Consider the following 18986-nt stretch of genomic DNA (forward strand, 5'->3'; position numbering starts at 1 on the left):
GCGGCGGTTCAGTTCGGCATAGCTCAGGGACAGCTCGTTGAAGCGTAACGCCGGCGCATCCGGCTGTGCCTGCGCCTGAGCCTCGAACAGATGATGCACCCACTGCCCTTGCGGGTAGTCGCGCTCGGTGGCGTTCCACCCCTCCACCACCTGCTGGCGCACCGCGTCCGTCAGCGACGGCAACTCGCCCACACGCCGCGGTGTGGCACTGGTCAAGCCGTGAAGCAGGTGCTGGAAAGACTCGGCCAACTGCCGAATCTCATCGTTGCCGAACGAATGCACGTCAAAGCTGAACTCGAACTCCAGAGCCGCCCCGGCGCCAAGCAGCACCGTCAACGGATAATGGGTCTGCTCAAAATTCTGCACATTACTGAAGGTCAGCCCGGCCGGTGCGCCTTCGGCCAGCGCTGTGGACACCGGGTAGTTTTCAAACACCAGCAGCGTGTCGAACAATGCTGCGCCGCTCGCACCCGCCCAGCGCTGGATATCGAACAACGGCGTATGTTCGTGTTCACGCAGGCTGAGGTTCAGTGTCTGCACCTGCTGCAACCATTCCCCCACCCACAACATCGGACTCGGGGTGGCGATAACAGGCAAGGTGTTGATAAACAGACCGACCTGCTGCTCCACACCCGGCAACCCTGCTGGTCGACCGGATACCGTGGCGCCAAACACCACGGTGTCCTGGCCGGTCTGGCGTTGCAGCAACAACAGCCAGGCGGCTTGCACAAGGGTGTTCAGGGTGATTTTTTGGGTCTGGGCAAACCCCTTGAGTTGGTCAGTCTGTGCGATGCTCAGGACCAGTGCGTAGCTGCCTTTGGCGGACGAAGGATCCGACCCGGCGCCGTGCGCCAGGCGCGTTGGCTCCTGCATCGCGGCCAATTGGTCCTTCCAGAAGGCTTCGCTGGCAGCCGATTCCTGAGCTTGCAACCAACCGATATAGTCACGGTAGTGCCCTTGCAGCGTCGGTAACGGCCAGCCGGCGTAACACTTCAGGACCTCGCCGAACAACTGCGCACGGCTCCAACCATCCAGGAGAATGTGATGATTGGTGTAGATCAGATGGAATCGGTCGACACCGGTGCGTACCAGTTTCAGGCTCAGCAGCGGCGCCTGCTCCAGCAAAAAGCCTTGTGCCCGCGTCGACTCGCTCAACGCATCCAGCGCGGCGTGCTGATCCGGCAAGGCCTGCCAGTCGTATTCGGCAAACGGCAGGCCCGCTACGCGATACACCGCTTGCAACGGCTGCGTCTGGTCCTGTTGCCAGACAAACCCGGTGCGCAGCATGTCATGCCGCCCCAGCACCTGCTCCCAGGCGCGCCGGAACCGAGGCACATCAAGACCGTGGATGTCGGCGCGCAACTGGCTGACATAAATATCGTCAACGCCCTGCTGGTACAAGCTGTGGAACAGCATGCCTTGCTGCATCGGCGACAGCGGATAAAGGTTGGCAATCGCCGGCCCGGCCACGGGCAAGGCATCCAGTTGCTGCTGGGTGAGGCGTGCCAGCGGGAAATCCGACGGGCTCACCTGGCCTGCCGGCGTGGCACAGCAATGCTCGATCAGCGCGTTGAGTTCGGCTGCGTACTCATCTGCCAACCGCTGGACAGTCGCCGCCTCGAACATCTCCCGACTGAACCCCCATTGCAACGACAGCTCGCCGCCATACACCTGCCCTTCCAGCGTCAGCCAGTTGGCCAGCGGCGCCTCTGGATCCTGGGCCTGGCCACTGCCCTGGCTGGCCGGCACGAACAGTGCCGACTCATTGAACTGACGGTCGAACTGGCCCAGGTAGTTGAAGGTGATGCGCGGCGCGGTGAGGTTCGCCAGGCTTTCACGTGCGTGTGGCGTGCCCACATAGCGCAGCAGGCCGTAGCCCAGGCCTTTGTCGGGCACGCCGCGCAGTTGTTCCTTGACCGCCTTGATCGCCTCGGGCAACTCGCCTTCGGCGTGCAGGCGCACCGGATACAGGCTGGTGAACCAGCCGACGGTGCGGCTCAGGTCGATGTCGTCAAACAGGTCTTCCCGACCGTGACCTTCCAATTGGATAAGCGCAGCAGGTTGCTCGCTCCAGCGGCTGATCACCCGCGCCAAGGCGGTCAACAGCAGGTCGTTGACCTGGGTGCGATAGGCCGCTGGCGCGTCTTGCAGCAGTCGGCGGGTGTGTTCGGCGTCGAGGCGCGTTTCCAGCTTGGCGCCCAGGCGGTTTTGCAGGCCGCCTTCGGGGTGATCACACGGCAGTTCGGCGTCCATGGTTTGGGCTTGCCAGTACGGCAGTTGCTGATCGAGGGACTGCGCATGGCTGTGCAACTGTTGCGCCCAGCGCTGGTAGGCACTGGTTTTCGCCGGCAGCGCCTGTTCGCGGTAGGCCTGTTGCAGGTCTTCAAGCAGGATGCGCCAGGACACGCCGTCCACCACCAGGTGGTGGATCACCAGCAGCAGACGTTGGCTGCCATCGGCCAAATTCACCAACGCGGCGCGCAGCAGCGGGCCTTGGGCAAGGTCAAGGCTGCGCTGGGCTTCATCACACAGCGCCGCCAGTTCGGCGTCGGTGCTGGCCTGGCATTGCCACAACAGCGGTTCGCTGACATAGGCGGCATGGCGCTGCTGCCAGCCGTCAGCCTGCTGTACAAAGCGCAGGCGCAAGGCGTCGTGATGCTGGATCAACCGCGCCAGCGCTGCCTCCAACCGTGCAGGCTCAAGCACCTCGCCGGGCGCCAGCAACAAGGATTGATTCCAGTGATGCCGCGCCGGGATCGGCTGGTCGAAAAAGCTGTGTTGCACGGGCGTCAGCATGACCTCGCCGCTGACCGGGCCCTGGTCGATCAGGCTGACCTGCTCTAAACGCGCCACCAGGGCCAGGCTGCGGATGCTCTGGTACTGGAACAGGTCACGCGGGCTCAGGCGAATGCCGGCCTGACGGGCGCGGCTGACCACCTGGATAGAGATGATCGAATCGCCGCCCAGCTCGAAGAAGTTATCGTCCTGGCCGACCTGCTCAACGCCCAGTACGTCGCTCCAGATGGCAGCCAGGGCTGTTTGCAGGTCGCCTTGGGGGGCGACAAACGCCTGTTGCAGCGCCGCGTCTGGCACTGGCAACGCCTTGCGATCGAGCTTGCCATTGGCGGTCACCGGCAGCTTGGGCAGCGCAATGAAATGCGTCGGCACCATGTATTCCGGCAAGCCGCTGAGCAACCAGGCCTTGAGGTCCGTTGGCGCCTCGCCTGGGTGCACCAGATAGGCGACCAACTGCTTGCCGCCATGTACCAGTACCACGGCTTCGCGCACGTGTGGATGCTGCATCAGGCGTGCTTCGATTTCGCCCAGCTCGATACGCAAGCCGCGCAACTTGACCTGATGATCGAGACGGCCGAGGTATTCGATCACCCCATCGGCGCGCTGGCGTACGCGGTCTCCGGTGCGATACAGGCGTTCGCCCGTCACGAACGGGCTGGGCACAAAACGTTCGGCGGTCAGCGCTGGGCGCCGGTGGTAACTGCGCGCCAGGCCGACGCCGCCCAGGTAGAGTTCGCCACTGACGCCGGCCGGCACCGGGTTGAGTTGCGCGTCCAGCACGTAGGCGCCGAGGTTGGCGATGGGGCGGCCGATGGGCACGCTGTCGGCACCTTCGTCGATGCAGGTCCAGTGCGTGACGTCGATGGCCGCTTCGGTCGGGCCATAGAGGTTGTACAGCGCCGCGGTGGGCAACTTGGCGAACACTTGCTGTTGCGCATCCAGGGGCAAGGCTTCGCCGCTGCACACAATGCGCGTGAGGCTTGCGCACGCCTGTACGCACGGCTCATGGATAAACGCCTGCAACATCGACGGCACGAAGTGCAAGGTGGTGATGGCGTGCCGACCAATGGTGTCGATCAGGCGCGCCGGTTCACGGTGTTCCCCAGGCGCCGCGACCACCAGGCGGGCGCCGGTCATCAGCGGCCAGAAGAACTCCCACACCGACACGTCGAAGCTGAACGGGGTTTTCTGCAAGACCGCGTCATTGGCACCCAGGCCATACGCCTGCTGCATCCAGCTCAAGCGGTTGACCAAGGCCCGATGGCTATTGCCAGCGCCTTTGGGCTTGCCGGTGGAGCCCGAGGTGTAGATCACGTAGGCCAGGTTCAGGGCATGCAAGGCCACGTTCGGCGATTCGCTGCTGTAGCCGTCGAGCCATAGCGCCGGCTGGTCCAGGGCAATCACCTGGATACCGACGACGGGCAGCGACGCCAGCAGGCTCTGCTGGCTGAGTAACAACTGAATGCCACTGTCTTCGATCATGTAGGCCAGGCGTTCCTGGGGGTACTCAGGGTCGAGGGGCACGTAGGCGCCACCGGCCTTGAGAATCGCCAGCAGGCCAACCACCATTTCGATGGAGCGCTCGATGCAGATACCCACCAATACGTCGGGCCCTACGCCCTGCTCGCCCAGGGCATGGGCCAATTGGTTGGCGCGCGCATCCAGTTGGGCGTAGGTCAAGGTGGTGGTACCGAACACCAGTGCCGGAGCATCGGGGCTGCGCCGTGCCTGGTCTTCGATCAGGTGATGAATGCCGCGCTCGATCGGGTACGCCTCGGCGGTCTGGTTCCAGGTGTGGAGCAACCGTTGCTGTTCAGCCGCGTCAAGCATGGGCAATTCGCCAATGCGCTGTTCGCCATCGAGCACCATAGCTTGCAGCAGGCGGGTCCAGTGCCGGGCCATGCGCTCGATGGTGGGCGTATCGAACAAGTCATTGGCGTAGGTCAGCGCGGCATGCAGGGTGCCGGACTTTTCATAGGTGTCCAGGGTCAGGTCGAACTGGGTGGTGCGGCCTTGCCATTCCACCAGGGCCAATTCCAGCCCCGATGCGGTGCTGACCGAGGCGATGTCGGCGACTACCGGCTGATGGTTATACATCACCTGGAACAGCGGCGTGTGGCTCAGGCTGCGCTCGATTTTCAGCGCTTCCACCAGCCGCTCGAAGGGTAATTCCTGATGGGCCTGGGCGCCCAAGGCATGTTCCTTGATACCTTGCAGCAACTCGGCAACCCGGGTTTGCCCGGTCAGTTCGGTGCGCAACACCTGGGTGTTGACGAAGAAACCGATCAGGCCCTCGACTTCGGTGCGATTGCGATTGGCAATCGGCACACCGACGCGGATGTCGCCCTGGCCGGTATAGCGGTGCAGTAGCACATTAAAGGCACCGAGCAGCAGCATGAACAGGGTGACGTTATGTTTTTGCGCGCAACTGCGCAGTTGCGCGGCCAGTGCCGGCTCAATCGCGAAGTTATGCCGTGTGCCTTGGTAGCTGGGCATGGCCGGGCGCGGGTGGTCGGTGGGCAGCTCCAGAACCGGATGTTCATCGCCCAGGCGAGCCTGCCAATATTCCAGCTGGCGTGCTTGCTCGCCCGCCTCCAGCCAGCGGCGCTGCCACAGGGCGTAGTCGCTGTACTGGATGGGCAGCGCCGGCAGTTGGGGCGCTTCGTTGCGCTCATGGGCGTCATAGCAACGGATGAATTCGTCGATCAGCACGTTCATCGACCAACCGTCGGAGACGATGTGGTGCAGGGTCAGCAGCAGCACGTGCTCCTGCTCGGCAAGCTTGAGCAGTTGCACGCGCAGCAGCGGCCCGTGTTCCAGGTCGAACGGCAACAACGATTGACGGGTTGCGGCGGCATTGACGGCCTGCTCCTGTGCATCAAAGGCCAAGGCCGTGAAGTCCAGGTGCTCGACTGTCACCGACGGTGCCACCGCCACCTGCGCCAGCCGCTCATCAGCCTGACGCTGGAACACCGTGCGCAGGGTTTCGTGACGCGCCACCAGGCTGGCGAACGCTTGCTCCAGCGCTGGCAGGTTCAGCGCCCCCCTCAAGCGCACTGCGCCAGGCAAATTGTAGGCGCCGCTGGCTGGGTCCAACTGCCATAGAAACCACATGCGCTGCTGTGCGTAGGACAGCGCCTGGCGGTCCTCCACCTCCACCCCTGCCGGAATCGGAAACCTTGAAAAATCCACGCCTTCTTTCTGCAAGGCTTGCAGGAACAGTTGGCGTTTTTCCAGGGGCAGCCCGATAAACCGGCGAGCAAGTTTCAAGGAGTCTTCAGCATTCATTTCTTGGAATCCGGGGCAATAGGCGGGAAGCACAAAGGCACGTCGTCCCTATAAAACGAACCGGGCGGGGAAAAATTAGCGAGGGGATGGGTGGCGCCGAGTGAGCTGTCATCAGGGGTTACATCAATCCCCGGGAGGGGACGCGAACCTGAGCTAGGATTGACGAACACCACTTTTTGCAACTACATTTAGTTACACGCAGGGAACGCCGTGTCCAAAAATGAAAAGCTGCTCGCCAAACTGCTCAATGAGCACATGGCATTTACCTGGTCTGAGCTCGTCACGTTATTACGCCGATTGGGATACACACAGATTGAAGGGGCTGGAAGCCGGGTCAAGTTCGACATTGGCGATCCCAGTGCAATGATCACCCTGCACAAGCCTCACCCCGGCAACGAACTGAAACACTACATTCGGCGCCAGATCATCGAACAATTGAAATCAGGAGAACTGATTCAGTGAACAACCAACTGAAACACAAAGGCTACATCGGCTCCATCGAAGCCAGCCTCGAAGACAACTGCCTGTTCGGCAAGATCCTCTTCATCAAGGCGCTGGTGAGCTACGAAGGCAAGACCGTCGCAGAGTTGAACGCCGCATTCAAAGAGGCCGTGGAGGATTACCTCGCAACGTGCCAGGCCCTGGGACAGACACCCGAAAAACCCTGCAAGGGCTCATTCAACGTGCGTGTCGGCCACGACCTGCACCTGGCTGCGGCCCTGGCGGCGACTCGAAAAAAAGTGACGTTGAACGACCTCACGCGCCAGGCGCTCAACGAGTTCCTGCAGCAACATGGCGCAGAGGGGCTTGCCGCCGTTTGAACGCGAGCGTGCAGGCCAGGCGCCGGCGTCCCTGGCGTCTTTCGAGGCTAGGGACGGGCGCCAGGAGGTAGGTCATGGTGCCCCCTTATCCCTTTTTTCAACCAAATTGATTCCAAACAGAACTAACAGATTAAATTGTATTTTTCGTCCGGGCTTCTAGATTCAAAAAAACGCCCTCCTTTCCCGACCCTTGGTCCGCAGTAACGTCCAATGGCATAGACACTCGGAGTCTTGCTATGAACGACATCCCCCCGCACTCAGCCCCGCCCAAAACCACAACCCACCTCCGGCTTCCTGCCCTTGAATGCCCGATACCACTGCGGGTCGATGAGGCGCTGGGCGACCACATCAATGAGCTGTTAGTGGGATGGGTGCGGCGAACCGGTATTTTCAAGGGTCAAGTGAAACACGTAAGGGCCTCGAATTTCGGACGCTTCGTGATGCTGTGCCACCCCGACACCGACGACGTACAACGCTTGTTGTTGGCTGCAAAATGCATGGCCGCATTGTTCGCGGTGGACGACCACTATTGTGATGACGAACGACGGGGCGCCAACCCCAAGTTATTGGGCGCGCGCTTATCACGTGCTCTGGCCACAATGGACAAGGCCTACCTGAATCCACCCCACGATCGCGCACTGAAACACGCGCTTGAGAGTGACCCGGTGCTGCGTGGCCTGAAAGGCTATATGAGCCATCTGGACCGCTACGGCACGGTGTCTCAAAAGGCGCGCGTACGACACGAGACCATCGCCATGTTCGTCAGCATGGGTGCAGAAGCGTCGTGGCGGATGGAACACAGTCTGCCCCGAATCTGGGAGTATCTGGCACATCGTCAAGTCAACAGCTTTATCCCCTGCATGGCCCTCATTGATATCGTTGGCGGCTATGAGCTTGAGGCCGATATCTATTTCTCTGCGCCTGTGCGTGAAGTGGTCGCGCTGGCCGCCAGTACAACCATGATCGTCAATGATCTGTTCTCCGCCGCCAAAGAGAAGCAGCCTGACCTCGGCGATTTCGACCTGCCCTCGTTGCTCGTACACGAACAGGGCCACTCGTTTCAGGATGCACTGGCGCTTAGTGCAGACATTCACAACGCACTCATGTGTCGGTACGAAACCAAGGAAAGACGAGCACTGGAACGCGCCTCGCCTTCGCTCCAGCGGTTTCTCGGTGGGGTAAAAGCCTGGCTGGCAGGCAATTACGAATGGCACCGGCACAGCGCTCGTTATCATGTGTGAGCCGACCCGACATTCAGCTCAAACGTCGATACCCCAACACGGCTGAGCCCATGACGATACCCCCCGCCGCCAGCGCCACCCAAAACCCGCTGGTGGCGCCAAAGTGGTCGATCATCCACCCCGAACTGGCGGCGCCAATGGCCACGCCGATGCTCAGGCCGGTGATCAGCCAGGTCATGCCTTCGGTAAGGCGGCTGGCCGGGACGATCTGCTCCACCATGGCCATCGACACAATCAAGGTGGGCGCGAAGAACAGCCCGGAGATAAAGATTGCAGCGGCCAACCCGGGAATATTGCTCACCAGCAGCAAGGGCAAGGTGGTCAACGCCGTGGCTACGCCGCAGTACAGGAACTGGCGTGGCAACGGCGCCTTGAGTTTGAGGGCACCGAAGGCCAACCCGGCCAGGCACGAACCAATGGCATACACCGACAGCACGATACTCGCCGCCGCCGGCTGGCCCTGATGCTGGGCGAAGGCCACGCTGACCACATCCACCACGCCGACGATCACGCCCATGGCCAGCAGCAAAATCATCAGGATCAATACCGACGGCGACGCAATCAGCCAGCGACCGTGCGCCCCCTGATGCGCGTGTATCGGTGGCTCGGTTTGCCGTTGCAGCACAAAGGTGGTGACGCCCACCGCCAGCAACAGCCCCGCCACCAAGGGCCCGGCTTCTGGGAACACCGCCACGCTCAACCCCACCGAAATGGGCGGGCCGATGATGAAGCACACCTCATCGAGCACCGACTCCAGGGCAAACGCGGTTTGCAGCCTGGGCTGGCCACGGTACAACTCGGTCCAGCGCGCCCGCACCATGGCCGACATATTGGGCATGCAGCCCGCCAGCGCGGCGAACAGAAACAGCGTCCAATTCGGCGCCTGCAACCGCGTACACAGCAGCAACATCAATAGCGCCCCGCCGCCGATCAGCGCGGCAATCGGCAGCACCCTGCCCTGGCCGTAGCGGTCCACCCAACGTGACACTTGCGGTGCGCAAATCGCCGTGGCCAGGGCAAACACCGCCGCCACCGAACCGGCCAGGCCATAGCCTCCATGTACTTGGGACAGCATGGTGATCAGGCCGATGCCGGTCATGGATATCGGCATGCGTGCCAGCATGCCGGCGAGTACAAAGGCCCTGGCACCGGGGACCTGGAATAATTCAGCGTAGGGGTTTGCCATCCTGCTTGACCTCTTGCTCGACGCCCTGGGCTTGCTATCTGAAACCATCAGGGCAGAATACATACGGTGCGTATGTGGCAGATCATGCTTCGCATACGCAGCGTATGTCAATCACTTAGCCAAGAGACGCCCATGAGCCGAGCCCGAGCTGAAATGATCGAAGACACCCGCGCCCGCCTGATAGCGAGCGCGCGCCGGGCCTTCGCCACCCAAGGCTATGCCAATACCTCGATGGATGACTTCACTGCTAGCGCCGGGCTGACGCGCGGTGCGCTGTATCATCACTTTGGTGACAAAAAAGGGCTGCTGGCAGCGGTGGTCGCCCAACTCGACAGCGAGATGGACGCGCGCTTGCAACGCATCTCGGAGCAGGCCGTAGAGCCTTGGAGTGGTTTTTGCGAGCGCTGCCGCGCCTATCTGCGCATGGCCCAGGACCCGGAAATCCAGCGCATTGTATTGCAGGATGCCCCCGCGGTACTGGGCGACACCGGCTCCCAACAACACTGCGTGGAGTCCTTGCGCCAATTGCTGGAGGCCCTGATGCAAGCGGGCCTGATGCCTACGGCCCCCAGCCACGCACTGGCGCAGTTGATCAACGGCAGCCTGGTCAATACCGCATTGTGGATTGCCCGCGATGAACACCCGAGCACACGGCTGGAGGAAGGCTTGCAAGGCCTGGAGCTGCTCTTGCAGGGGTTGAGCCTCACACCAACCGCTTGATCTGCTTATGCCGCCACACCAGGCGGTAATAGGCGATCTGCAACACCAGCATCGCCAGGTAGGTCACCGGAAATGCCATCCACACCCCTTCCAATCCGAAGTGGGCGTTGAACAGATAGGCCATTGGCAGTTCCACGCAGAGCACACAGAAGATCGAGATCGCCACCGGCATCAGCACCACGCCGCTGGCGCGCATGATGCCGCCGATCACCGCCTGGAAGCCAAATACGAGAATGCTCCAGAGCATGATGTGCAGCAGGTGTTCGGCCCGCACCCGTGCGCTGTCGTCGGTGATGAACAGGCCCAGTAACCAGTGGGACAAGCCGTAGCCGAGCACGATCAAGCCACCGGTGAGGCACAGGTTGATCACAAGCCCAGTGCGCAGGATCGGCCCGATGCGCTCCAGGCGCCCGGCGCCAATCGCCTGGGCGCCGAGGATCGAGGCGGTGATGGCAATCGACAGCGCCGGGAACTGCACATAATTGACGATCTGCGTCACCGCGCCATAGGCCGCCGTGGCCTGGGAGCCGTGGCCGTTGACCAAGGCCAGGATGACCAGTTCAGACAGCGACAAGACCACCATCTGCAAGCCCGTCGGCAGGCCGATACGCAGGACTTTGCCGAGGATGACGCGGTCCAGGCGCAAGGCCGCAAGCAGCTCGCGGTCTGGCGCCATCACGTGGTTTTTGTGGCGCAGGCGCAGGACCAAAAACAGCATTGCCAAGGCGTTGCCCACCAGCCCGGCATACACCGCACTCTGGATGCCCATGGGCGGCAGGCCGATCCAGCCGCGAATCAGCGCAGGCGTCAGCAGCAAGCCCACCAGGGTCGAGACCATCAATGCCAGCAACGGCGAAATCGTGTCGCTGACGCCACGCAACAGTTGGGTATAGAGGATGAACACCAGCAGCAACGGCATGATCAACATCATCATCTGGGCGTAGCCCACCGCATCGTCAAGCACATCCACCGGCGTGCCCAACGCCTGCAATGCCGGGCGCGCAAACAGGCTGCCCAGCACGGCGGCCACCAGGCCCACCAACGCGCCCAGAGTCAGGGTGGCACCGGTAATCGCCTTGACCAGCCCGGTCTCCTGGGCGCCCCATGCCTGGCCGATCAACACCGAGGCGCCCGCCCCCAGGCCGATCACCAGGGCGATAAAGAAAAACACGATGGGAAACATCCCCGACACCGCGGCCAAGGCCTGGGTGCCCAGCATCTGGCCGACGTAAATGCCGTTGAGGGTGCCGGAAAAGCTCTGCAGGAAATTGGACAGCACCATCGGTGCCAGGAACATCAGGTAGATCTGCCACAGCGGACGTTGCAAAGGGTTTTGCATGAAAAACGGGGCCTCGAATCACGAAAGCGTCTCAGGGTTATACCGTAACTGGATCCAATATGCTGTTGTGAAGGCCCGGGTTAACCCCCAAAGGCCTGCGACGGCCTGCGCAGCGTCGGGTCAAACGGATTGAGCCGCGGCCCGATGGCCGCCGCCTCGCGCTTCAACAACTCCACCACCATCGGCAAGCGGCTCGGCCCCAGGCGGTCGCTGATGGTCGCCACGCTCAACGCCGCGACCGCATGCCCGTCGCGGTTGAGGATGGGCACCGCCAGCCCCGCCATGCCTTCCAGCACACCGGTGTTGCGTGCCGCATAACCCAGTTTGCGCACGTTCTCCACTTCGGAGCGCAGCAGCACTTCGTCGTACAGGTGGAAGTCCTTGAGCCGTGGCAGGTTGTAGCGGATCACCGTCTCGCGCTCTTCTTCCGGCAGAAACGCCAGGATCGCCAGGCTACCCTGCCCCACACCCAAGGCTACGCGCCCACCGATATCGCCGGTGAAGGTACGAATCGGGTACGGACCCTCGCTGCGGTCCAGGCAAATGGCGTCGAAGCCGCTGCGCGCCAGCAGGAACAGCGAGTCCCCCAGCGACGCGCTAAGGCGCAACAGGCTGGGGCGTACCAGGTCGCGCAGGTTGCCGGTCTTGCCCGCGTTGGCCGCCAACGCGAAGAACTCCAGACTCAAGCGATAGCGTTTGCTGCGTGCATCCTGCTCAACCATGCCTTCGTCCATCAGGCTGCGCAGCAAGCGATGGGTGGTGGGTTGGGACAAGCCCACCTGTTGGGCGAGCTGGGTGACCCGCTCGCCGCCCTCGGGTACCTCCCCCAGGGCTCGCAGCACAGCAAACAACCGGGAGACGCTGCCCGCACCGACTTCCTTGCCGCCATCATTTCGCTCAGTGGAATCCATAACACCTAATCTCGTTAATAATTCTGATCAATGAATAAATCGTAAAATAGTAGTCCATTGAGTGAAATTCGACCTTCCGCCCATCCTAGTCTTCGTCCTAATCTGCGTCCACAGGGGCGAATTGAACAACAACCGGCAGCCGACTTGAGATCGAGCGCCAACGCACCGGCACCGCACTTTTCGCATCTGCCCAAAACAAGAAAGCGCGTTTATACGCGACTGAATAAAGGTGGAACGCAAACATGGCATTTCTCCAACTCAAAGCCTTGAGCAAACGCTATGGCGCCGTCGATGCGGTGGTCGCAACTGATCTGGCGGTGGAACAAGGCGAGTTCGTTTCCCTGCTCGGCCCTTCAGGCTGTGGCAAGACCACCACCCTGCAAATGATCGCCGGTTTCGTCGACGTCAGCGGTGGCCAGATCCTGCTCGACGGTCGTGACATTACCCACGCCAAACCCGCCAGCCGCGGCCTGGGTGTGGTGTTCCAGAGCTACGCGCTGTTCCCGCATATGAGCGTGCGCGACAACGTGGCCTTCGGCCTGAAGATGCGCAAGGTGCCGGCGGCCGACATCGCCACCCGCGTCAATACCGTGCTGGAGCTGGTGCGCCTGGCCCAGCATGCGCAGCGCTACCCTCGTGAGCTGTCCGGCGGCCAGCGCCAGCGCGTGGCCCTGGCCCGTGCGCTAGTGATCGAACCGCCGGTGTTGTTGCTCGATGAGCCGCTGTCCAACCTCGACGCCAACCTGCGCGAAGAGATGCAATTTGAAATCCGACGTATCCAGTGCGCGGTGGGCATTACCACCCTGATGGTCACCCATGACCAGGCCGAAGCCCTGTCCATCAGCGACCGTGTGGTGGTGATGCAGGCCGGGCGTGTGACCCAGATCGACGCGCCGTACAAGCTCTATGAGCACCCGCGCACGCGGTTTATCTCGGACTTCGTCGGCAAGGCCAATCTGCTGGCCGGCGACTACGATGCGCTCGGCGCACCCCAAGTGCGCCACGACGGCGGCGCAGGCGAACTGACCCTGAGCCTACGCCCGGAAAAAATCCAACTGGTGGACCCTGGTACCGGGCGCATGCAAGGCACAGTACTGGACCGCTACTTTTTCGGCAGCCAATGGCTGTACCGCGTCCACACCGCCCTGGGCGAAATCACCGTGGTGCGCAGTAACGACGGCAGCGCACCTTTGGCTGGCGGCGCGGCAGTGGGCCTGCAATGGCAGGCCGATTTGCTGCGGGTACTGGCCGCCGATGAGGTGCATCCATGAGTCGCGGTTACCTGCTCTCGCTACCAGCGCTGGTGCTGTTTGCCGGGCTGCTGATCATGCCGCTGGGCTTGACCCTGGTGCTGTCGTTCAATGTGTTCGACTACCAAGTAGGCGTAAAGGCCGATGAGTGGACCCTGGCGCATTACTGGGCGCTGTTGAGCGACGCCTACTTCTACGAGATTTTCTGGCGCACGTTCTGGATCAGTGCCCTGGTGACACTACTGTGCGTGGTAATCGGCGTGCCGGAGGCTTACATCCTCAGCCGCATGGGCACGCCGTGGCGCTCGATTTTCCTGATAGTGATCCTCACGCCGCTGCTGATTTCAGTGGTGGTACGCGCGTTCGGCTGGAGCCTGCTGCTCGGCGCCGACGGCCTGGTCAACCAGGTGATCCAGGCCCTCGGCGGGCGCCCGATGAAGCTTCTGTATACGCCGTTCGCCGTGATCATTGCCTTGGTGCACGTGATGCTGCCGTTCATGATCATCCCGGTGTGGACCTCCCTGCAAAAGCTCGACCCGTCGGCCGAACAGGCGGCGTTGTCCCTGGGCGCCAGCCAGGCCACGGTGATGCGCAAGATCGTATTGCCCCAAGTGATGCCCGGTGTGCTGTCCGGCACCCTGATCGTATTCGGTTTGGCTGCCAGCTCCTTTGCGATCCCCGGCCTGCTGGGCGGGCGACGCCTGAAGATGGTCGCCACCGTGATGTACGACCAGTATCTCTCGGAATTCAACTGGCCCATGGGCGCGACCCTCGCGGTGGCGCTGCTGTTGGTCAATCTGCTGATCATGCTGAGCTGGAACCGTATGGTCGAAGGCCGCTACAAAAAGTCACTGGGGGTTTGAGCGCATGTCCAGAAACGGTCCGTTGGCCCTCGGTTTCCATGCAGCGGTGGTGCTGTTCATGATGGCGCCGCTGGTGGTGGTGTGCTTGGTGGCATTCACGCCAGAGAACACCTTGAGCCTGCCCACGTCGGGCTTCTCCCTGCGCTGGTTTCGCGCAGTGTTCGAACGCGCTGACTTTATCCAGGCGTTGTACAACAGCCTGATCCTGGCCTTCACCGCCGCCACGCTGGCGACCCTGATTGCGGTGCCGGCGGCCCTGGCGATCAGTCGCTATGCGTTCCCGGGGCGCAATTTCTTCAGCGCGCTGTTCCTGTCGCCCATCATCATTCCGCACCTGGTGCTGGGGGTGGCCATGCTGCGCCTGTTTGCGCTGATGGGCGTAAACGGCAGCTTTACCTGGCTGATGCTCGCGCACGTGGTGATCATCACCCCCTACGTGTTGCGCCTGGTATTGGCGGCGGCCATCGGCATTGATCGCAGTGCCGAGCAGGCCGCCGAATCACTCGGCGCCGGGCGCTTTACGCTGTTCCGGCAGATCACTCTGCCAATGATTTTGCCTGGCGTGGCCGGTGGGTGGTTGCTGGCATTCATCAACAGTTTCGATGAAGTGACTCTGTCGATTTTCGTCAGCTCGCCGGCCACGCAAACCCTGCCGGTGCGCATGTACGTGTACGCCACCGAGTCCATCGACCCGATGATGGCGGCCGTTTCGGCGCTGGTCATCGCACTGACGGCAGCGACCATGATTGTGCTCGACCGGGTATACGGCCTGGACCGCGTGCTGGTGGGGAAACACTGATGGCCTTGTTCAAGCGACTGAGCGAAACCCAACGCCCTGCCCTGGCCTTTACCCTCGACGGCCAACCCGCCACGGGGTTGCTCGGTGACACCCTGCTGACCGCCATGCTGACCTGTGCCGAGCACCTGCGCGGCAGCGATTTCAGTGCCGAGCGCCGCGCCGGGTTTTGCCTGATGGGCGCGTGCCAGGATTGCTGGGTGCGGCTGGCCGATGGGCGGCGGGTGCGCGCCTGTTCGACCCTGCTTGAAGACGGCCAGGCGATCAGCCGTGACCCGGGGCGCCAGCCATGAAGCCGGTGGTGATTGTGGGTGCAGGCCCGGCGGGGATCAGCGCGGCGCGCACGTTGCTCGACCATGGCATCACACCTTGCCTGGTGGATGAGAGCCCGCGCGGTGGCGGGCAGATTTATCGGCGCCAACCCCCAGGGTTTCAACGCACCGCCAGGCAGGTCTACGGGTTTGAAGCGCGCAAGGCCCAAGCCGTGCACCGCACCATGGATGAACTGGCAGCCTTGATCGACTATCGGCCCGATACCTTGGTGTGGAACGCCGAGGACGGTCGCCTGGACATGCTCAATAACGGGCGCGCTGACAGCCTCGAATACGCGCAGGTGATAGTCGCCACCGGCGCCACCGACCGCATACTGCCTGTGCCGGGCTGGACATTGCCCGGTGTCTACAGCCTGGGCGCGGCGCAAATCGCCTTGAAGTACCAAGGTTGCGCGATTGGCGAACGCGTGGTGTTTTGTGGCTCCGGGCCGTTGCTCTATTTAGTCGCTTACCAATACGCAAAGGCCGGTGCCAAGGTGCTGGCGGTGCTCGACAGTGCGCCGCTGAGCGCCCAATGCCGGGCCTTGCCGGCGCTGCTCAGGCAACCGGCGACCCTGGCCAAGGGCATGTATTACCGCGCCTGGCTGACCGCCCACGGGATTGCCGTGCATCAGGGCGCAATGCTCAAGCAGATCGACGGCGACCAACGGGTGCGTGGTATTCGCTGGGGCGAACAGACCCTGCCATGCGATGCGGTGGCCTTCGCCCACGCCCTGCGCAGCGAAACGCAATTGGCCGATCTGCTCGGCTGTGAGTTTGCCTGGAGCCGCCTCAACCGCGCTTGGTTGCCGCAACGCGACAGCGCCGGCCGCAGCAGTGTCGACACGGTGTATCTGGCGGGCGACGGCGCCGGGATCATGGGCGCCGATGCCGCGCAAATGGCCGGCGAATGTGCCGCGCTGGCATTGCTGGAAGATACCGGCGTCGCGGTCGACCCGCACCGCCGGGCCACACTGGAGCGGCAGTTGGCGCATATCCAGCGCTTTCGCCAGGGCCTGGAAACCGCGTTCCCCTTCCCCGAGCACTGGGCCGCGCAGGCGCCGGACGAACTGGTCCTGTGCCGCTGCGAAGAGGTGAGCGTCGGCGAGGTGCGCGCCGTGGTGGATGAAGGCCACTGGGAAATCAACCGGGTCAAAGCCCATTGCCGCGTCGGCATGGGCCGCTGCCAGGGACGGATGTGCGGGTTGGCGGCGGCGGAAATCGTGGCAGAGCGCAGCGGCCGCGACCTCCCACAGATCGGACGTTTGCGTGGCCAGGCGCCGATCAAGCCGCTGCCGTTTGGCGTGCAGGTGCAGCCATGATCGACGTCATCGTCTTGGGGGGTGGCATCGTCGGGGCTTCGGCGGCCTTGATGCTCGCGCAAAAAGGCCAGCGGGTGGCACTGGTAGAACGGGATTTTTGTGGCTCGCACTCAAGCGGCGTCAATTACGGCGGCGTGCGGCGCCAGGGGCGACCCTTGCATCAGTTACCGCTGTCCCAGCGCGCCCACCAACTGTGGGCCGACCTGCCCGGACTGATTGGTATCGAGGGTGAATACGTGCGCTGCGGGCATTTGAAGCTGGCGCGCAGCCCTGCGGACTTTGCCGCACTGCAAGCCTACGCCGAGCAGACCCTTGGCTTCGGCCTGGGCTTGCAGCTGTTGGACCGCAGCGAGTTGCGCAGGCGTTTTCCCTGGGTGGGCGACGTGGCAGTGGGCGCCTCGTTGTGCCCGGACGACGGGCATGCCAACCCGCGACTGGTGTCTCCAGCCTTTGCCCGTGCCGCCCAACGCCACGGCGCTGCGGTGTACGAGCAAGCCGAGGTGATCCGCATCGAGCACGACAGCCGACTGTTCCAGGTGCACTGCGCCAACGGCCTGCACTTGCAAGCGCCCTGGCTGCTCAACTGCGCCGGCGCCTGGGCTGGCAAGGTCGCCGCGCAATTGGGTGAGCCGGTGCCGATCATCTCGGCGCACCCGGCGATGCTGGTCACCGAGCCACTGCCAGGAGTGATGACCGTCAGCACCGGCGTCGAGGGCGGCGGCATCTATGCCCGGCAAGTCGCCCGTGGCAATTGCATCCTCGGCGGCGGGCGCGGCTTTGCCCTCGGCCCACAGCAGGCCAGGCCGGGGCAGGCGGCGGTGCTGGAGATCCTGCGCAATGCCAGCGAACTCTACCCGTTTCTTCAGGGTGCCCAGGCCATTCGCACCTGGAGTGGCACCGAAGGTTACCTGCCCGACCACGAACCGGTGATCGGCCCCAGCAGTACCCAACCTGGCTTGCTCCACGGCTTCGGCTTTGCCGGCGCCGGGTTCCAGCTCGGCCCCGCCGTCGGTGAAGCCCTGGCTGAGATCGTCTGCGACGGCGCCAGCCGCCAACCCATCGAAGCGTTTTCCATCCGTCGTTTCCAAGCCTGAGAGGAAAAACCCCATGCAATCACGTCTCGCGTTGTCCTGCTTGTCCCTCGCCTTGCTCACCGGCACGGCCCATGCCACCCCCACGCTGTACCTGGGCATGAACGGCGGCACCATGGAACGGGTGTACGCCGACAAGGTGCTGCCCGCCTTCGAAAAGGCCAATAACGTCAAGGTCGTGATCGTACCCGGCACCTCCTCGGACATCCTTGCCAAGGTCCAGGCCAACCAGGCCAACCCGCAGATGCATGTGATGTTCCTCGACGACGGCATCATGTACCGCGCCATCTCCATGGGCCTGTGCGACAAGCTCGCGCCGAGCCCGCCACTGGAACAGATCCCCGCCAAGGCCCGAATCAAGGACGAAGCCGTGGCCGTGACCCTGGGCGTCACTGGCCTTGGCTACAACGCCAAGATGTTCAAGGACAAAGGCTGGGCCGCGCCCACCTCATGGATGGACCTGGCCGACCCGCGCTTCAAGGACAAAGTAGTGTTCCAGTCCCTGGCCTCCTCCACCTTCGGCCTGCATGGTTTCCTGATGTTCAACCGCATCCAGGGTGGCGACGAAACCAATGTGGAACCGGGCTTCAAGGCCTGGCCTACAACCGTGGGCCCCAACGTGCTGGAATACATTGCCAGCTCCGCGAAGATCTCCGAGATGGTGCAGACCGATGAGGCCGCGATCTTCCCCCTGACCCCGACCCAGGTCGCCACGCAAAAGCTGCTCGGCATACCGATGGAGTACGCGCAGCCCAAAGAAGGTGCGGTAGTGCTCAACGTGGCCGAATGCGTGATAGCCCGCAATGACCAGCCGGAACTGGCGCAGAAGCTCGCAGCGTTTTTGCTGACCGCCGAGGCCCAGGCGCCGGCGTTGGAAGAAGGCGACCAGATCCCGTCGAACCCGACCACACCCACCACCGACAAAACCCGGGCGCGGGTGGAGGCCATGCAGGGTTATCTGCAAACGGCCATTTCGATTGATTGGGACCAGGTCAACCAGGCACGGCCGCAGTGGAATGCGCGGTGGAGTCGGTCGATTGAGCGTTGAGGC

General features: G+C 62.9%; 15 protein-coding genes. 11 read left to right on the plus strand and 4 right to left on the minus strand.

Translation table 11 applies throughout. The features are described 5' to 3' along the window. The coding region (locus tag ODQ19_RS11160; RefSeq protein WP_330210056.1) for an amino acid adenylation domain-containing protein at nucleotides 1-6084 on the minus strand (6084 nt) is incomplete at its 3' end. 210 nt (nucleotides 6085-6294) lie between these two features. On the opposite strand from ODQ19_RS11160, the gene ODQ19_RS11165 reads away from it, so the two are divergent. The 3 genes from ODQ19_RS11165 to ODQ19_RS11175 all read left to right on the plus strand — a co-directional run bounded on the left by ODQ19_RS11165 (nucleotide 6295) and on the right by ODQ19_RS11175 (nucleotide 8146). Next, on the plus strand, nucleotides 6295-6546 hold the full coding sequence (locus tag ODQ19_RS11165) for a type II toxin-antitoxin system HicA family toxin (RefSeq protein ID WP_116665433.1): 252 nt from the start codon (nucleotides 6295-6297) through the stop codon (nucleotides 6544-6546). After that, nucleotides 6543-6905: a type II toxin-antitoxin system HicB family antitoxin gene (locus tag ODQ19_RS11170; RefSeq protein ID WP_116665434.1), complete on the plus strand. Its 363-nt coding sequence runs from the start codon at nucleotides 6543-6545 to the stop codon at nucleotides 6903-6905. Before ODQ19_RS11165 ends, ODQ19_RS11170 begins: the two co-directional genes overlap by 4 nt. Nucleotides 6906-7141: 236 nt before the next feature. Continuing rightward, nucleotides 7142-8146 (plus strand): terpene synthase family protein, encoded by a 1005-nt coding sequence (locus tag ODQ19_RS11175; RefSeq protein ID WP_330210057.1) that lies wholly within the window; start codon nucleotides 7142-7144, stop codon nucleotides 8144-8146. Between the two features lie 13 nt (nucleotides 8147-8159). Here ODQ19_RS11175 and ODQ19_RS11180 read toward each other — a convergent pair whose 3' ends face one another. Continuing rightward, nucleotides 8160-9332: an MFS transporter gene (locus ODQ19_RS11180; protein ID WP_116665436.1), complete on the minus strand. Its 1173-nt coding sequence runs from the start codon at nucleotides 9330-9332 to the stop codon at nucleotides 8160-8162. A 132-nt stretch (nucleotides 9333-9464) separates the two neighbouring features. Here ODQ19_RS11180 and ODQ19_RS11185 point away from each other — a divergent pair, with 132 nt between their 5' ends. After that, nucleotides 9465-10052, plus strand: coding sequence for a TetR/AcrR family transcriptional regulator (locus ODQ19_RS11185; RefSeq protein ID WP_330210058.1), 588 nt, complete (start codon nucleotides 9465-9467; stop codon nucleotides 10050-10052). Here ODQ19_RS11185 and ODQ19_RS11190 read toward each other — a convergent pair. Both ODQ19_RS11190 and ODQ19_RS11195 read right to left on the minus strand, forming a co-directional pair. Next, the gene (locus ODQ19_RS11190) at nucleotides 10036-11391 is read right to left on the minus strand and encodes an MATE family efflux transporter (protein ID WP_330210059.1); all 1356 of its coding nucleotides are present in this window, start codon (nucleotides 11389-11391) and stop codon (nucleotides 10036-10038) included. The genes ODQ19_RS11185 and ODQ19_RS11190 overlap by 17 nt on opposite strands. Nucleotides 11392-11471: 80 nt before the next feature. Then, nucleotides 11472-12302, minus strand: coding sequence for an IclR family transcriptional regulator (locus ODQ19_RS11195; protein WP_330210060.1), 831 nt, complete (start codon nucleotides 12300-12302; stop codon nucleotides 11472-11474). 242 nt (nucleotides 12303-12544) lie between these two features. On the opposite strand from ODQ19_RS11195, the gene ODQ19_RS11200 reads away from it, so the two are divergent. From ODQ19_RS11200 to ODQ19_RS11230, 7 genes are read left to right on the plus strand one after another with little or no spacing between them, the layout of a single operon-like run. Beyond that, nucleotides 12545-13573, plus strand: a complete 1029-nt coding sequence (locus tag ODQ19_RS11200; RefSeq protein ID WP_330210061.1) for an ABC transporter ATP-binding protein — start codon at nucleotides 12545-12547, stop codon at nucleotides 13571-13573. After that, complete coding sequence (locus ODQ19_RS11205; protein ID WP_330210062.1) at nucleotides 13570-14415, plus strand: ABC transporter permease; 846 nt, start codon at nucleotides 13570-13572, stop codon at nucleotides 14413-14415. The genes ODQ19_RS11200 and ODQ19_RS11205 overlap by 4 nt, the downstream gene beginning before the upstream one ends. A gap of 4 nt (nucleotides 14416-14419) precedes the next feature. After that, complete coding sequence (locus ODQ19_RS11210) at nucleotides 14420-15214, plus strand: ABC transporter permease (protein WP_330210063.1); 795 nt, start codon at nucleotides 14420-14422, stop codon at nucleotides 15212-15214. Then, a complete protein-coding gene (locus ODQ19_RS11215) occupies nucleotides 15214-15504 on the plus strand; it encodes a (2Fe-2S)-binding protein (RefSeq protein WP_014718832.1) in 291 nt (96 codons plus the stop codon). The genes ODQ19_RS11210 and ODQ19_RS11215 overlap by 1 nt, the downstream gene beginning before the upstream one ends. Next, nucleotides 15501-16844 carry an FAD-dependent oxidoreductase gene (locus tag ODQ19_RS11220; protein ID WP_330210064.1) on the plus strand — a complete coding sequence of 448 codons (1344 nt, stop codon included), beginning with the start codon at nucleotides 15501-15503 and terminating at the stop codon, nucleotides 16842-16844. The genes ODQ19_RS11215 and ODQ19_RS11220 overlap by 4 nt, the downstream gene beginning before the upstream one ends. Next, nucleotides 16841-17938 (plus strand): NAD(P)/FAD-dependent oxidoreductase, encoded by a 1098-nt coding sequence (locus ODQ19_RS11225; RefSeq protein WP_330210065.1) that lies wholly within the window; start codon nucleotides 16841-16843, stop codon nucleotides 17936-17938. The genes ODQ19_RS11220 and ODQ19_RS11225 overlap by 4 nt, the downstream gene beginning before the upstream one ends. 13 nt (nucleotides 17939-17951) lie before the next feature. Next, nucleotides 17952-18983, plus strand: a complete 1032-nt coding sequence (locus ODQ19_RS11230; RefSeq protein ID WP_330210066.1) for an ABC transporter substrate-binding protein — start codon at nucleotides 17952-17954, stop codon at nucleotides 18981-18983. The last annotated feature ends 3 nt before the right edge of the window (nucleotides 18984-18986 follow it).

This window comes from Pseudomonas sp. AM4(2022) (assembly GCF_036346515.1).
In the GTDB taxonomy this organism is placed as follows: domain Bacteria; phylum Pseudomonadota; class Gammaproteobacteria; order Pseudomonadales; family Pseudomonadaceae; genus Aquipseudomonas; species Aquipseudomonas paracarnis.

Excerpts from the sequence above, each read along its gene's own strand:
- ODQ19_RS11175 (WP_330210057.1), top strand. The coding sequence starts at position 7,142 with ATGAACGACATCCCCCCGCACTCAGCCCCGCCCAAAACCACAACCCAC.
- ODQ19_RS11180 (WP_116665436.1), bottom strand. The coding sequence starts at position 9,332 with ATGGCAAACCCCTACGCTGAATTATTCCAGGTCCCCGGTGCCAGGGCC.
- ODQ19_RS11185 (WP_330210058.1), top strand. The coding sequence starts at position 9,465 with ATGAGCCGAGCCCGAGCTGAAATGATCGAAGACACCCGCGCCCGCCTG.
- ODQ19_RS11190 (WP_330210059.1), bottom strand. The coding sequence starts at position 11,391 with ATGCAAAACCCTTTGCAACGTCCGCTGTGGCAGATCTACCTGATGTTC.
- ODQ19_RS11195 (WP_330210060.1), bottom strand. The coding sequence starts at position 12,302 with ATGGATTCCACTGAGCGAAATGATGGCGGCAAGGAAGTCGGTGCGGGC.
- ODQ19_RS11200 (WP_330210061.1), top strand. The coding sequence starts at position 12,545 with ATGGCATTTCTCCAACTCAAAGCCTTGAGCAAACGCTATGGCGCCGTC.
- ODQ19_RS11205 (WP_330210062.1), top strand. The coding sequence starts at position 13,570 with ATGAGTCGCGGTTACCTGCTCTCGCTACCAGCGCTGGTGCTGTTTGCC.
- ODQ19_RS11210 (WP_330210063.1), top strand. The coding sequence starts at position 14,420 with ATGTCCAGAAACGGTCCGTTGGCCCTCGGTTTCCATGCAGCGGTGGTG.
- ODQ19_RS11215 (WP_014718832.1), top strand. The coding sequence starts at position 15,214 with ATGGCCTTGTTCAAGCGACTGAGCGAAACCCAACGCCCTGCCCTGGCC.
- ODQ19_RS11220 (WP_330210064.1), top strand. The coding sequence starts at position 15,501 with ATGAAGCCGGTGGTGATTGTGGGTGCAGGCCCGGCGGGGATCAGCGCG.
- ODQ19_RS11225 (WP_330210065.1), top strand. The coding sequence starts at position 16,841 with ATGATCGACGTCATCGTCTTGGGGGGTGGCATCGTCGGGGCTTCGGCG.
- ODQ19_RS11230 (WP_330210066.1), top strand. The coding sequence starts at position 17,952 with ATGCAATCACGTCTCGCGTTGTCCTGCTTGTCCCTCGCCTTGCTCACC.